The sequence below is a fragment of the Hydrogenophaga sp. genome, from assembly GCF_011772445.1.
Classification (GTDB): Bacteria; Pseudomonadota; Gammaproteobacteria; order Burkholderiales; family Burkholderiaceae_C; genus Hydrogenophaga.
In genome coordinates this window covers 26,105-39,424 of sequence record NZ_WVZN01000010.1, presented here as the reverse complement: position 1 = coordinate 39,424, position 13,320 = coordinate 26,105, and the positions used below count along the sequence as shown (strand labels likewise).

Here is a 13,320-nt window from a genome sequence, read left to right as displayed (position 1 = left end):
AAGTAGGTGTTCATGAATGCCTGGTCAAACAATCCCTGCGTCGGGCCACACGGCACCGACAGAAGGCCATTGAGGTTCTGGATCAGCGAGGGTGGGAATGCGGTGCCGCCGTCGCACACCCAGTAGGGGTATTTTTGGCGGCGCGTGGATCATTTCACGAATTGATGACGCCCCGGATTCAGAATGTGAGTTCCGGCGCAATGGAAACAGAGTGAAAACAAGCGGGTTTCTCCTCGACAGACGCTCGGCGACCCAGACCAGGACCGGCTCGAAACGGTGGTTTCAAATTGATACATTTTGGTCTTCATGACCGTTAGCGCCCTGACGACGCCGGCCGCTGCGGCCCTTGCCTTGTTCACCGCCACCGCGTCCCTCGCAGGCGCCTGGGCGCACCCGGTGCTGTCCCTGGGCCCAGCCGTGGCTGCGCTGATGGCGGTGATCGCCCTGACGGCCTGGCGTCCCATCTGCGGGACCTGGCTGTTGCCGGCGGTGTTGCCATGGGCCAATCAGTCCGTGCACACGGGTTGGCTGATGTTGGAGGAGTTCGATCTGCTGGTTCTGGCAGTGGCGGCCGGCGGCTGGGGCGCATGGGCCTGGCGTGCGGTGCGTGCGCAGCGGGCGGGGGACACGACGATGGCGCTCGACCGCCGGGTGCTGGTCCTGTCGGGCGCGTTGCTGGCGGTGGCGGCCTTGGGTGCGGCCAGGGCCTGGGCGCACGGTGGCGACTGGCCGTCGTGGGCCGCGTTTCCATTCGCCGATTACCAATCGCCGGCGAACGTGGGGCGGTCGAGCAAGTCGCTGGTCTGGGCGGCGCTGTTGCTGCCGCTGTGGACGATCGGACAGGATGCCGTCTCCCGCCGGCGCTGGGTCGTGGGCTGGTGGCATGGCAGTCTGGCCGGCCTGGCCACGGTCTGCGCGCTGGTGGTGGCCGAGCGGTGGCTTTACGCGGGCCTGCTGGACGTGTGGTCGGGCTATCGCACCACGGCCTGGTTCTGGGAAATGCACGTGGGCGGCGGCGCGATCGACGCCTACCTGAGCCTGACGGTGCCGCTGGCCGCCTGGTGGTGGCTGCGCGCGCCCACCGCGCGGGTGTGGTGGGCTGCGGCGGTGCTGTTCGTGCTGGCCTGCCACGTGGTGCTGACCACCCAGTCGCGCGGGCTGTACGGCGCGGTGGTGATCGGCGCGGTGCTCGCGTATGCGCTGCACCGGCGTGCGCCACCGGTGGACGGCGACGCCGGGGTCGCGCCGCGCCTGGGCAACGCGGTGGTGTTGCTGGCGGTGCTGGCGCAACTGGTGTGGGTGTTGCTGGGCGCCACGGCGATCGCCGATCGGCTGGCGCGCTCGGGCCAGGACTTCACGCACCGCTTCGACCACTGGCGCTCGGTCGCTTCGACGCTGGGCGGCGGGGCGGACCTGCTGCTGGGCATCGGCGCCGGCCGGCTGCCGGCGCGCATGGGTGAACGCGCGGACACGGGAACCCCGGGCCGATTGACATGGATCGATGGCAATGGCGGCCCCCGTATGCAGGTGCACGGACCCAGCCACCCGGGCCTGGACGGCGTGCGCTTCGGTGCGGTGCAGCGCCTGTCCGGCTTCGATGCGGGCACCTGGCGCGTTCGCCTGGCCTACGGGGCGCAGCCCGGGTTGCGGTTGCTGGTCAGCGTCTGCGAACGCCACCTCATCTACGACCGCCGCTGCCAGTGGCGCTTCATTCGCCACACCGGGGACACCGCGCCCGGGCCGGTCGTGCGCGAGGTCGATCTGTTCGGCGACTCGCTGGCGCCCGACGCGGCGCTGGCGCGCTGGCGCGAAGGCTTCTTTTCCGTGTCGGTGCTGACGCCAGGCGCGGTGGTCGAGGTCGAGCGCCTGGAGCTGTTCGATGCGCAGGGGCGGCAGCGCCTGCTCAACCCGGGGTTCCAGCAGGGCCCGGCCCACTGGCTGCCCGCCGCACAGGGCCATTTCGAGCCCTGGCACGCCGACAACCTCTACCTCGAGGTGTTGGTCGAGCGCGGCACCATCGTGCTGGCTGCGCTGCTGGGCTGGTTCGCCTGGACCACGCGCTCCGTGTGGCGCGGCTGGCTGGCCAAGGAGCCTCTGGCCGGCGCCTGGCTGTCCGCCATGGCCGCGATGGCGGCCCTGGGCATGCTCATCAGCGTGACCGAGGTGCCCCGCGTGGCCTGGTGCTGGTGGGTCACATGGGGTCTTGGTCTGGCGTTCGAGCGAAATACTTCACACAAAAGCAGGATGTAAGCGATTGTGTTGACATGGAGGCCCAACTATCCTCGGATGAATGGGCAGGATGCACTAGGGGGTACCCGTAGGACACCGACCTGGCCGCGTCCGGAGAACCTCGCGTGATCAGACTCTTCAATCACTATTTCGACCGACACACACTCATCCAGCTCCTGCTCGACGTGACGCTGGTGGCCGGGGTGTTCGTGGGGGCCTTGATCGCCTTGTCCAAGCCCGAGGACCTCACGTCTGCCCAGATCGCGCGCGGCGCGACCCGCGGCCTGCTCATGGGCTTCGGTTTCCTGGCCATCAACGCCGCCCTGGGCTTCTACGATCGCCGCACCATTCTGTCGACCCGGCAGGCGCTGGCCCGCTCGCTGGTGTCCTTCAGCATGACCACCGCGCTGGTCGTCGCGGTGCTGTTGCTGCTGCCACTGGAGGCGTTCTACGGCCGCACCTGGTCGGTGGTGCTGATCATGATGGTCACGGCCGTGCTGCTGCTCTACCAGGTGCTGGTGGGGGAGTACCTGCCCAAGGCCATTCCCAAGCGCCGGGTGCTGGTGTTCGGCACGGGCGCGCGCGCCCTGGCCGTGGGACGCGCGCTGGAGATGCCCGGCGCCAATGCCGAGCTTTGCGGTTACCTGGCCGGCCCCAACGAGCAGGAGCAGCAAGTGCCCGCCGGCAAGGTGCTGACCACCGACCTGGCCCTGACCGATCTGGTGCAGAGCAAGCGCATCGACGAAATCGTGGTGGCGATCACCGAGCGCCGCGGCGGCAGCATGCCCATGCGCGCGCTGCTCGATTGCAAACTGGGCGGAGTGCGCGTCACCGACATCGCCACCTTCTACGAACAGAACCTCGGCCAGATCCGCCTGGACGCCGTGTCGGCGGGCTGGCTGATCTTCGGCGACGGTTTCAACCAGGGCATCCTGCGCACCTCCATCAAGCGGGTGTTCGACATCCTCGGCGCTTCGGTGCTGATCCTCATCTCGCTGCCGATCATGGCGGTGGCCGCCCTGGCCATCAAACTCGAGAGCGCCGGCCCGATGCTGTATCGGCAGGAACGCATCGGGCGGGGCAACCGGCCATTCAACGTGGTCAAGTTCCGCAGCATGCGCACCGACGCGGAAAAGGATGGTGTGCCCCGCTGGGCCACCGCCGGCGACAGCCGCGTGACGCGTGTGGGGAAGGTTATCCGCAAGCTGCGGGTGGACGAACTGCCGCAGTTGTTCTCGGTGCTCAATGGCGACATGAGCCTGGTCGGTCCGCGGCCGGAACGCGGCTTCTTTGTCGACCAGCTGACCCAGCAGATTCCGTTCTACGCCGTGCGCCACAGCGTCAAGCCGGGCGTGACGGGGTGGGCGCAGGTGCGCTACCAGTACGGTTCCACGGTGGAGGACACCGCGGAGAAACTCCAGTACGACCTGTACTACGTGAAAAACCACTCCCTGTTTCTCGACCTGGTGGTCCTGTTCGAGACGGTCGGGGTGGTGCTGACGGGCAAGGGGGCGCAATGAGCCCGTTATCCTGCCCGCCGGCCGTCCAGAAGATTACTTTTTGCTACAGAGCGTTCTACAATACCCCGTATGTGTGCGGCCAAGCTCGCGGGGTTGGCAGCCAGGCCGAAGGAGGTTGTTTCCATGTCCGATATGAACCATTCTGAAGACGTCGCCGTGCAGGAAGCCGAGGCACCGGCGTCCGGTCTCTCGCGCCGGCACCTGGTTCGCGCGGGCCTGAGCGCCGCGCCCGTGCTGGCGGCGCTCAAGAGCAACACCGTGCTCGCCGGCGACCACACCTGCATCAAGCCCTCCACGTTCTCGTCGTTGCGCGCCGCTCAGATGAAGGTGAGCGCGCGCCGCGAACTCAAGACCGACTACGAGTGCCAGTCGCACGGTTACTGGAAGAACCGCGAGAACGGCCTGCCCAACCAGTACAAGACCACCACCAAATTCCTGTCCACGGAAACGGGCTTCACTCAAAACCCGGGCGGCGTCTACACCAACAAGACCCTGCAGCAGGTGCTGGAAAACGGTGGCAACCACGGCAACGCCGCGCTGGCTCGCCACGTGGTCGCCGCCTTCCTCACGGCCAAGGCCTACCAGAACGATCCGTCGCGCGTGATGCTCACACAGTCGCAGTGCCGCGCCATCTGGAATGGACAAGGCATCTGGCAGCCCTTCGCGGGCACCACCTGGACGCTGAGCCAGACCATGGCCTACTTCGACATGGTCTACGGTCCCGCGTTTCTGTGACCCTGGCGCCAGGCGGTTCGCTCGCCTGGGTCTGTCGGCGCACGCAGGCGCTGCTTCTGCGGCGCTGGCCCGAGGGCGGGGTGATCTACGACGCCGCCGACGGCAGCCTGAGCGCCGTGTCCCCGGTGGCGGCGGAACTCATCGAACGCCTGCTGGACGGGCAGCCCATGGATGCCGAGGCACTCGCGCGGCATCTGCTGCAGGCCACTCCCGAACCCGAGGACATCGACGGCGTGAACCAGCATCTCGCGCAGTTCGAGCACATGGGCTTCATCGAACGGATGTCTCCGTGAGCGCGCTTCGCGGGCGCATCGCCGATCTCTCCCCTGCCGAGTTGTCAGCCCGTCTCCACGGTGACGGCCTGGCTCTGTCGGTGCCGCCGTTCACCGTGCGCGTGCGCAGCCCCATTCCCGTGGTGCGCGAAGGCATCGAGCGGATGTACGCGCTGCACGAGCACATGGGCGACGACGAGGTGTTCTGCGATTTCCACCTGAGCATCCTGCCCCGCCTGGGCTGGACGGGCCTGCGCTGCGAGCTCGACGTCGATGGCCAGCGACCGTTCACGCCGCTGGCGCGCGGCGAGGCCTTCGCCTTCTTCGAGTGGGGCCTGAACTGGTGCGTCACCAGCCACTGCCACCATTGGCTCACGCTGCACGCGGCCGTGCTGGAGCGCGACGGGCGCGCCGTGCTGCTGCCCGCACCGCCTGGTTCGGGCAAGAGCACGCTGTGTGCCTGGCTCATGCAGCAGGGCTGGCGTCTGATGTCGGACGAGCTCGCGCTGATCGACCCGGCGACTGGACAACTGAGCGCCTCGCCGCGGCCCGTCAGTCTCAAGAACGAATCGATTGTGCTGATGCGTGAACGCCTGCCGGGCGCGGTGTTCGGGCCCGTGGCCCACGACACGCTCAAGGGCATGGTCGCGCACCTGCGAGTGAACGAGTCCAGTCTGCGTCAGGCGGCGCTGCCGGCCACGCCACGCTGGATCGTCTTTCCGCGATTCGAGAAAGGCGTTGCCTTGCGGGCCGTGCCGCGCCCGAAGCCGCAGACGCTGGTGGAGCTGGCCTCCAACAGTTTCAACCACCACGTGCATGGCCCGCGCGGCTTCGACTGCCTGGCCGACCTGGTCGATGGCTGCGAGGCCTTCGACCTGAGCTACAGCCAGCTCGACGACGCGACCGCCTGGTTCGATTCGCTGGCGAGGCCGTCGTGACCTTGCCCGCACTCGATCTGCTGCTGCTGCCGCTGCGCGAGCCCGAGCGCCTGGGCACGCTCACGCCGGGGCAGTGGGACTTGCTGGTGCGTCAGGGTCGGCGCGCCGATGTGCTCGCACGCGTGGCCGAGCGCATCGAGGCGGCGGGCCGCTGGGCCGATGTGCCGCCCGAAGTGGCGCGCCATCTGCAGTCGATGCGGCTGCTCGCGCAGCGCCAGCACGAGGAGCTGCGCCACGAGACCGGGCAACTGCTGCGCGTGTTCGAGTCGGCCGGGCTGCCGCTGGTGCTGCTCAAGGGCGCGGCCTACGTGTTGCAGGGCCTGCGCGCAGGCGAAGGGCGCATGGTGTCGGATATCGACATCCTCGTGCCGCGCGAGCGGCTGGCCGACGTGGAATCGGCCCTCATGCTCAGCGGCTGGGTGAGCACCAACAACAACCCCTACGACCAGCGCTACTACCGCACCTGGATGCATGAGTTGCCGCCCATGCGCCACCTGCGGCGCGGCACGGTGCTGGACGTGCACCACGCGCTGGTGCCGCTGTCGGGGCGCCTGCGGGCCGATCCCTCGGCCATGCTGGCGGACATTCGCCCGATCGCGGGCCATCCGGGTGTGCACGCGCTCAGCCCCGCGGACATGGTGCTGCACAGTGCGGCGCACCTCTACGCCGAAGGCGAACTGGAACTCGGATGCCGCGGCCTGTTGGACATCGAACTGCTGGTGCTGGAGTTCGGGCAGGGTGCGGACTTCTGGCCGGCGCTGACGCAGCGCGCCGCCGAGCTCCGGTGGGAGCGCCCGCTCGCGCAGGCGCTGGTGTATCTGGACGAACTGCTGCGCACGCCCTTGCCACCCGAGGTGCGCGGCTGGGCCCTGCAGGCGCACCGTCGCCTGGCGCCCGGCTGGCGCGGGCGTGCGCTCGACGCGATGTACCGCCGCGCGCTGCGGCCGGATCACGAGTCGCTGTCGGATCGCTGGACCGCACTGGCCCGCGCCGGTTTGTATGTGCGCGGGCACTGGCTGCGCATGCCGCCCTGGCTGCTGGCGGGCCACCTGGCGCGCAAGGCGCTGATGGCGGCGCGTGCGCCGAAGCCGAACGAAGCCTGAACATGCAGCGCCGCCATTGCCTGGGAATGATCGGCTCGCTGCCCTTGTGGGGCGCCGTGGGCCTGGCCCGCGCGGCCCTGCCCGACACCGTCTCCCGGATGAAGCCGTCCGTGGTGCTGGTGGGCACCTGGCGCGACACCGACAGCCCGCGCTTCCAGTTGCGCGGCACCGGTTTCCTGGCCGGGCGCGCGTCGCAGGTGGTGACCTGCGCGCACGTGCTGCCCGTGCCTCAGGAGAGTGAGCCACCCGCGCAACTGGTGGTGCAGGTGTGGCAGCGCGACAGCACCTGGTCGATGCGCCAGGCTCGCGTGCTGGGCACCGAGCGCCACGGCGACATCGCGCTGCTGGGCATCGAGGGCCCGGCCGGGCCGCCAGCGCGGCTGGGCGATTCCTCGACCGTTCGCGAGGGCGACGACCTGGCCTTCATGGGCTTTCCCATCGGCAACGTGCTGGGCTACGCGCACGTGGTGCACCGGGCCATGGTGTCGAGCATCGCGACCTCGGTGCCTCCGAGCCCGGACGCGGACCGCCTGCGGGGCTCGGCGATCCGTGGTGCGCGGGAGGGCACCTTCGACATCTTCCAGCTCGACGCGGTGGCCTATCCGGGCAATAGCGGCGGGCCGCTGTTCAGGCCGGAGACCGGCGAGGTTGTCGGCATGATGAACATGGTGCTCATCAAGGGCACGCGCGAGTCGGCCCTGAGCCAGCCCTCGGGCATCGCCTACGCGATTCCGTCGGCCCGGGTGAACGAGCTGATGACGGGCCTGAGATGACGGCCGAACGCGTCGATGCGATCGTCGTGGGCGCGGGCGTGGTGGGGCTGGCCGTGGCCCGCGCTCTGGGGCAGGCGGGGCGCGAGGTGCTCGTGCTCGAGCGTGAGTCCGGCATCGGCACCGGCACCAGTTCGCGCAACAGCGAGGTCATCCACGCCGGCATCTACTACCCGGCCGGCTCCCTGAAGGCGCGGCTGTGCGTGCAAGGCAAGGACGCGCTCTACGCCTACGCGGCCGAGCGCGGCATTGCGCACCGGCGCTGCGGCAAGCTGATCGTGGCCAACACGCCCTCGCAGCTCGCCGCGCTGCGCGGCATCGTCGCGCGCGCGGCGGCCAACGGGGTGCACGACCTGATGGTGTTGTCACGCGACGAGGCGCGGGCGCGCGAGCCCGCGCTCGAATGCCTGGGCGCTGTGCTGTCGCCGTCCACCGGCATCGTCGACAGCCACGCGCTCATGCTCTCGCTGCAGGGCGACCTGGAGGCGGCGGGGGGCATGGTGGTGTGCCACAGTGCGGCGCGTGAGATCGAGCGCCACGGCGAGGACTGGCTGATGACGTGTGAGGACGGCACGCAACTGCTGACCCGCACACTCGTCAACAGCGCGGGCCTGCAGGCCTGCGAACTGGCCGGCCGCATCGCCGCGCTGCCCGCGGGCAGCGTGCCGACCCCGCACTTCGCCAAGGGCAGCTACTTCACGCTGACCGGCCGCTCGCCGTTCCAGCGGCTGATCTACCCCGCGCCCGAGCCCGATCAGCACCTGGCGGGCCTGGGGGTGCACCTCACCCTCGACCTGGGCGGGCAGGCCAAGTTCGGCCCCGACGTGCAGTGGGTGGAGCGGGCCGATGACCTGCTCGTCGATCCCGCGCGCGGCGAGGGCTTCTACGCGGCCGTGCGCCGCTACTGGCCCGCGCTGCCCGACGGTGCGCTGCAGCCCGGCTACGCGGGGATGCGGCCCAAGATCAGCGGCCCCGGCGAGCCGGCGGCCGACTTTGTGATCCAAGGGCCGGCGCAGCACGGCCTGCCGGGGCTGGTCAACCTGTTCGGCATCGAATCGCCGGGGTTGACGAGCTGCCTGGCGATCGGTGAACGGGTGCGCGAGGCACTCACTTCCTGAGCGCCGCGATGGCCTTGGCCGATTCGTACACCAGCGCCGGGCCCTGGTAGATCAGGCCGGTGTAGATCTGCACCAGGTCCGCGCCCGCCTCGATCTTGCTCAGCGCGTCGCGCGCGCTCAGCACACCGCCCACGCCGATGATGGGGAACGGGCTGCCCAGCGCCGAGCGGAGCGCGCGGATCACGCGGTTGCTGGCCTCCAGCACCGGCGCGCCCGACAGGCCCCCGGCTTCCTCGGCGTGGCGCAGGCCCTTCACGGCCTCGCGCGAGAGCGTGGTGTTGGTCGCGATCACGCCCAGTTCGCCGCTGGCCAGGCCGTCGGTGCGGCAGCCGTGGCGGCGCAAGGTCTCGGCGATCACGCCGATCTGCGACTCGTCCAGGTCGGGCGCGATCTTCACGAACACCGGGATGCGGCGCTGGTGGCGCTGGGCGAGCTGCTCGCGCCGTTCCATCACCGCGCCCAGCAGCGCGTCCAGCGCGGCGTCGCTCTGCAGGCTGCGCAGGTTCTGCGTGTTGGGGCTGGAGATGTTGACGGTGACGTAGTCGGCGTGCGGGTACACGCCGTCCAGGCAGCTGAGGTAGTCCTCGGTGGCGCGCTCGATCGGCGTGCTGGCGTTCTTGCCGATGTTCAGGCCCAGGCGCATGGGCGTGTTGCCGCCATCGCGGCGAAAGCGCGCGCGCTGCACGTTCGCCAGGAAGGCGTCCAGGCCCTCGTTGTTGAAGCCCAGCCGGTTGATGAGGGCCTTGCGCTCGGGCAGGCGGAACATGCGCGGCTTGGGGTTGCCGGGCTGGCCCTTGGGCGTGACCGTGCCCACCTCCACGAAGCCGAAGCCCATGGCGGCCAGGCCATCGATGCAGCGGGCGTTCTTGTCCAGGCCGGCGGCCAGGCCCACGCGGTTGGGAAATTGCAGGCCGGCGAGCGTGAAAGGGTCGCTCACGCGCGGCTGGCTGTACAGGCAGGTGAGGGGGGAGCGCTGCACGCGGGCGATGGCGCCCAGGGTCAGCTCGTGCGCGGCCTCCGGGTCCAGGCCGAAGAGGAAGGGGCGCGCCGCGCCGTAGGGAAGGAATGACATCGGATAATCCGCCGTTTTTCGACCAACCCCGGATTCTCGCAAATGACCCAGGACGAACTCAAAACACTGGTGGGCCAGGCCGCCCTGCAGTACGTGACCCCCGGCGAGGTCGTCGGTGTGGGCACGGGCTCCACGGTAAACAAGTTCATCGAGGCCCTGGCCACGATGAAAGACCGCGTGCCCGGCGCCGTGTCGAGTTCAGAGGCCTCCACCGCGCGGCTCAAGGCCATCGGCATTCCGGTGCTCGAGGCGAATGAGGTGGGCGAGCTCTCGGTCTATATCGATGGCGCCGACGAGATCGACGGGCACGGCCACATGGTCAAGGGCGGCGGCGCCGCACTCACGCGCGAGAAGATCGTGGCGGCCCAGTCGCGGCGCTTCGTCTGCATCGCCGACGAGTCGAAGCTGGTGCAGACGCTCGGCGCCTTCCCGCTGCCGGTGGAGGTGATCCCCATGGCCACGGCGCGGCTGGTGCGCCAGTTCGCGGCACTGGGCGGCCAGGCGCGCGTGCGCCTGAAGGACGGCCAGCCGCTGGTGACGGACAACGGCCAGCACATCCTGGACGTGACCGGCCTGCGCATCGGTGACCCGCTCGCCTTCGAGAGCGAGGTCAACCAGTGGCCGGGGGTGGTAACGGTGGGCGTGTTCGCCCACCAGAAGGCCGCCGTGTGCCTGCTGGGCACCACGGGCGGTGTGAAGACGTTGAACTTCTGAGCCTGCGACTCAGAAGCGGATGCCGGCGGGGTTGTCTGCCGGCGGCTGCACCGGGATCTCGGCCGGCGGCGCGGCGGTGCCTGGCGCGTTGGTGCCAGGGGCGCTACCCGTGGCTGAGGGCGTGCCCGGCACCGGCTTGACGGCCACCAGCGGCGAGGGCGCGGGCTGGCGGTAGCCCGGCGGCAGCGCCGACCGTTTCGGATAGCCGGCTGCGTCGAGGTACTGCGTCCACTCGGTTTCCAGGTAGCCGCGCAGCTTTTGTCCTCCGATGGTGAGCAAAGGCAGGGTGGCGTCGTTGTTCAGCCGGCGCAGGGCTTCGGCGTCTTCCGAGGTGGTAATGGTTTTCTCGGTGTACGGAATGCCGCGCGAGCCGAGCAGGTTGCGTCCGCTGTTGCAGGGCGCGCAGTTCTCGCCCGTGTACAGCACCACCGGGTAGCGCGAGGCCGTCTGGCGCAACTCGAACGGCAACTGGGGGCCGCCGGTGGCTGAACCGGAGCCCGAGCTGGCGCTGCCAGTACCCGCCTGCGGGCGCGCGTTGGCCGCGGGGGGTGGCTGGTCGGAGAACGTCACGCGGCCGTCGGGCCCCACGATGCGGTAGACGCCCTGGGCGGTGGCGGGGAGCGCCGCCAGCAGGCCGGCGGTGGCGAGGGTGGCGGCGATGATCCTCTTCATGTGGCTCACTCGGTTGTCGTCCTTGTCGGCTGCGGGTGCGGAGGCTCAGGCCATGCCCTGGTGCCGCAGCAGGGCGTCGATCGACGGTTCGCGACCGCGGAAGGCCTTGAACGATTCCATCGCAGGGCGGCTGCCACCGGCCTCCAGAATCGACTGACGGTAGCGCCGGCCCGTCGCAACGTCGAGCGTGCTGTGGCCATCGCGCGCCGCGGCTTCCTCGAAGGCGGCGAAGGCGTCGGCGCTGAGCACCTCGGCCCACTTGTAGCTGTAGTAGCCGGCCGCGTAGCCGCCGGCGAAGATGTGGCTGAAGGTGTGCGGCGTGCGGTTGTAGGCCGGGGGCATCAGCACCGCCACCTCGGCGCGCACGCGGTTGAGCAGCGTCAGGATGGCTGCGCCATCCGCCGGCGGGGTGGCCTCGCCATGCAGCAGCATGTCGAACAGGGCGAACTCCACCTGCCGCAGGGTCTGCAGGCCGCTCTGGAAGTTCTTGGCCGCCAGCATCTTGTCGAACAGCGCGCGCGGCAGCGGCTGTCCGGTGTCCACGTGGGCCGTCATGTGCTTGAGCACGTCCCATTCCCAGCAGAAGTTCTCCATGAACTGGCTGGGCAATTCCACGGCGTCCCACTCCACGCCGCTGATGCCCGAGACGTCGCGCTCGTTCACTTGCGTGAGCATGTGATGCAAGCCGTGGCCGAACTCGTGGAACAGGGTGGTCACGTCGTCGTGCGTGAGCAGCGCGGGCTTGCCGCCCACGCCGTCGGCGAAGTTGCAGACCAGGTGGGCCACGGGGGTCTGCAGGGCGCGCGAGTCGGGGCGCAGCCAGCGGGCGCGCACGTCGTCCATCCAGGCGCCACCGCGCTTGCCGGTGCGCGCGCCGGGATCGAGGTAGAACTGGCCCACGAGCTGGCCACCGCGCTCGATGCGGTAGAACTCCACGCCGGGGTGCCAGACGGGTGCGCTGTCGCGGCGGATCGCCACCTCGAACAGCGTCTCCACGATCTGGAACAGACCGGCCAGCACCTTGGGCGCCGTGAAATACGGCTTGACCTCCTGCTCGCTGAAGGCGTAGCGCGCCTCCTTGAGCTTTTCACCGATGTAGGGCCAGTCCCAGGCCTGCGGGTCCTGGATGCCCAGGTGCTCGGCACCGAAGGCGCGCAGGTCCGCCAGGTCCTGCTCGGCGAAGGGACGTGCCTTCTTTGCCAGATCGCGCAGGAAGGTGATGACCTGCTCGGGCGACTCGGCCATCTTTGGCACCAGGGAGACATCGGCGAAGTGCCGGTAGCCCAGCAGGCGCGCCTCTTCGTGGCGCAGGGCCAGCAGCTCCACCATCAGGGCCGTGTTGTCAAAACGCGCCAGCTCGGCCGGCGCCTGATCGCTGGCACGGGTCACGTAGGCGCGGTAGAGCTTCTCGCGCAGGGCGCCCGATCGGGCGAACTGCATCACCGGCAGGTAAACCGGCATCTTCAGGCTGAGCTTGTGGTCGGTCCGGCCTTCGGCGCGCGCCGCCGCCGCCGTGGCCTGCACCACGTCATCCGGCACGCCGGCGAGTTCTTCACCGCCCACGTACAGGGCGAAGGCGTCGGTGGAGTCGAGGGCGTTTTCGCTGAACTTCTGCGCCAGCTCGGCGGCGCGCTCCTGGATGGCGGCGAAGCGCTCCTTGGCTTCGCCCTGCAGTTCGGCACCGCCCAGCACGAAGCCGCGCAGCGCGTTGTGGTGCGCGCGGGCCTGCTCGGCGTTCAGCGAGGCCGGGTCCATGGCCTTGTACTTGGCATAGAGCCGTTCGTCGGCACCGAGACGGGTCCAGAACTCGGTGACCTTGGGCAGGGCCGCGTTGTAGGCCGCGCGCAGCGCGGGGGTGTCGGCCACGCTGTTGAGGTGGCTCACGGCGCCCCAGGCGCGCGACAAACGTTCGGTGGACACGTCCAGTGTGGTGGCCATGGCCGCCCATTCGGCGGGAAAGTCCGGGGCCGTCACGGTGTCGAGTGCGGCACTGGCTTGCGCCAGCAGTTCGTCGATGGCCGGGCCGACGGATTCCGGCGTGATCGCGTCGAAGCGCGGCAGGCCGCTGAAGTCGAGCAGGGGGTTGAGCTGGGCGGGGTCTTGGCGGACGTTCATGGCGGCTCAGATGGGTGGCAAGGGGCGGGAGTTCAAGCCGACGAGGCGCGCGAGCGTTCGGC

General features: G+C 69.6%; 12 protein-coding genes. 9 read left to right on the top strand and 3 right to left on the bottom strand.

Features of this window, described 5'->3' with window-relative positions; translation table 11 throughout:
* Positions 1 to 306: 306 nt before the first annotated feature.
* The 8 genes from GTO19_RS04520 (at position 307) to GTO19_RS04485 (ending at position 8,685) form a co-directional block, all read left to right on the top strand.
* Positions 307 to 2,250 (top strand): hypothetical protein, encoded by a 1,944-nt coding sequence (locus tag GTO19_RS04520; RefSeq protein ID WP_291017603.1) that lies wholly within the window; start codon positions 307 to 309, stop codon positions 2,248 to 2,250.
* A gap of 104 nt (positions 2,251 to 2,354) precedes the next feature.
* Positions 2,355 to 3,749 (top strand): TIGR03013 family XrtA/PEP-CTERM system glycosyltransferase, encoded by a 1,395-nt coding sequence (locus GTO19_RS04515; protein WP_291017601.1) that lies wholly within the window; start codon positions 2,355 to 2,357, stop codon positions 3,747 to 3,749.
* 132 nt (positions 3,750 to 3,881) lie between these two features.
* The gene (locus tag GTO19_RS04510; RefSeq protein ID WP_291017599.1) at positions 3,882 to 4,484 is read left to right on the top strand and encodes a hypothetical protein; all 603 of its coding nucleotides are present in this window, start codon (positions 3,882 to 3,884) and stop codon (positions 4,482 to 4,484) included.
* On the top strand, positions 4,481 to 4,777 hold the full coding sequence (locus tag GTO19_RS04505) for a hypothetical protein (protein WP_291017597.1): 297 nt from the start codon (positions 4,481 to 4,483) through the stop codon (positions 4,775 to 4,777). Before GTO19_RS04510 ends, GTO19_RS04505 begins: the two co-directional genes overlap by 4 nt.
* Positions 4,774 to 5,694, top strand: coding sequence for an HprK-related kinase A (locus GTO19_RS04500; RefSeq protein ID WP_291017595.1), 921 nt, complete (start codon positions 4,774 to 4,776; stop codon positions 5,692 to 5,694). The genes GTO19_RS04505 and GTO19_RS04500 overlap by 4 nt, the downstream gene beginning before the upstream one ends.
* A complete protein-coding gene (locus GTO19_RS04495; RefSeq protein WP_291017593.1) occupies positions 5,691 to 6,797 on the top strand; it encodes a nucleotidyltransferase family protein in 1,107 nt (368 codons plus the stop codon). Before GTO19_RS04500 ends, GTO19_RS04495 begins: the two co-directional genes overlap by 4 nt.
* Before the next feature lie 2 nt (positions 6,798 to 6,799).
* A complete protein-coding gene (locus GTO19_RS04490; RefSeq protein ID WP_291017591.1) occupies positions 6,800 to 7,570 on the top strand; it encodes a serine protease in 771 nt (256 codons plus the stop codon).
* A complete protein-coding gene (locus tag GTO19_RS04485; RefSeq protein WP_291017588.1) occupies positions 7,567 to 8,685 on the top strand; it encodes an NAD(P)/FAD-dependent oxidoreductase in 1,119 nt (372 codons plus the stop codon). The genes GTO19_RS04490 and GTO19_RS04485 overlap by 4 nt, the downstream gene beginning before the upstream one ends.
* Here the strand turns inward: GTO19_RS04485 and GTO19_RS04480 are convergent.
* A complete protein-coding gene (locus GTO19_RS04480; RefSeq protein WP_291017585.1) occupies positions 8,675 to 9,757 on the bottom strand; it encodes a quinone-dependent dihydroorotate dehydrogenase in 1,083 nt (360 codons plus the stop codon). The genes GTO19_RS04485 and GTO19_RS04480 overlap by 11 nt on opposite strands.
* A 42-nt stretch (positions 9,758 to 9,799) precedes the next feature.
* Here GTO19_RS04480 and rpiA point away from each other — a divergent pair, with 42 nt between their 5' ends.
* A complete protein-coding gene (gene rpiA / locus GTO19_RS04475) occupies positions 9,800 to 10,471 on the top strand; it encodes a ribose-5-phosphate isomerase RpiA (protein ID WP_291017582.1) in 672 nt (223 codons plus the stop codon).
* A gap of 9 nt (positions 10,472 to 10,480) precedes the next feature.
* Here the strand turns inward: rpiA and GTO19_RS04470 are convergent, their stop codons facing one another.
* Positions 10,481 to 11,143 carry a DUF4124 domain-containing protein gene (locus tag GTO19_RS04470; protein WP_291017579.1) on the bottom strand — a complete coding sequence of 221 codons (663 nt, stop codon included), beginning with the start codon at positions 11,141 to 11,143 and terminating at the stop codon, positions 10,481 to 10,483.
* A gap of 45 nt (positions 11,144 to 11,188) precedes the next feature.
* A complete protein-coding gene (locus GTO19_RS04465) occupies positions 11,189 to 13,258 on the bottom strand; it encodes a M3 family metallopeptidase (RefSeq protein WP_291017576.1) in 2,070 nt (689 codons plus the stop codon).
* Positions 13,259 to 13,320: the final 62 nt, after the last annotated feature.

Bases quoted from the DNA above. Each gene is read 5' to 3' on its own strand.
- GTO19_RS04520 (WP_291017603.1), top strand. From the start codon at position 307: ATGACCGTTAGCGCCCTGACGACGCCGGCCGCTGCGGCCCTTGCCTTG.
- GTO19_RS04510 (WP_291017599.1), top strand. From the start codon at position 3,882: ATGAACCATTCTGAAGACGTCGCCGTGCAGGAAGCCGAGGCACCGGCG.
- GTO19_RS04490 (WP_291017591.1), top strand. From the start codon at position 6,800: ATGCAGCGCCGCCATTGCCTGGGAATGATCGGCTCGCTGCCCTTGTGG.
- GTO19_RS04485 (WP_291017588.1), top strand. From the start codon at position 7,567: ATGACGGCCGAACGCGTCGATGCGATCGTCGTGGGCGCGGGCGTGGTG.
- GTO19_RS04480 (WP_291017585.1), bottom strand. From the start codon at position 9,757: ATGTCATTCCTTCCCTACGGCGCGGCGCGCCCCTTCCTCTTCGGCCTG.
- rpiA (WP_291017582.1), top strand. From the start codon at position 9,800: ATGACCCAGGACGAACTCAAAACACTGGTGGGCCAGGCCGCCCTGCAG.
- GTO19_RS04470 (WP_291017579.1), bottom strand. From the start codon at position 11,143: ATGAAGAGGATCATCGCCGCCACCCTCGCCACCGCCGGCCTGCTGGCG.
- GTO19_RS04465 (WP_291017576.1), bottom strand. From the start codon at position 13,258: ATGAACGTCCGCCAAGACCCCGCCCAGCTCAACCCCCTGCTCGACTTC.